1 protein-coding gene is annotated in these 297 nt (G+C 57.6%); it reads left to right on the top strand.

Going from position 1 to position 297, the window contains the following annotated elements; translation table 11 throughout:
* A partial coding sequence (locus Q4563_RS18800; protein WP_303605596.1) for an aminotransferase class I/II-fold pyridoxal phosphate-dependent enzyme occupies positions 1-297 on the top strand: 297 nt, incomplete at both ends.

Consider the following 297-nt stretch of genomic DNA (forward strand, 5'->3'; position numbering starts at 1 on the left):
TGGCTGTGTGGATGCACTGACACTGTGTTTGCGAGCCAGCACGCACCCAGGGGATCTGATTGCGGTCGAGTCCCCTTGTTATTACGGCTTTTTACAGCTGGCAGAACTGCTGGGCCTCAAAGTACTGGAAATCCCCACCGACCCGGCTACCGGCGTCAGCCTGGAAGCACTGGAACTGGCATTGAGCCAATGGCCAATCAAGCTGCTCTTGCTCACCGCACGGTTCTCCAATCCACATGGTGCGGTGATGCCTGTGGCACGACAAAAACAGCTGGTGGCGATGGCGCGTCGCTATGA

The organism is Gilvimarinus sp. 1_MG-2023 (assembly GCF_030548285.1).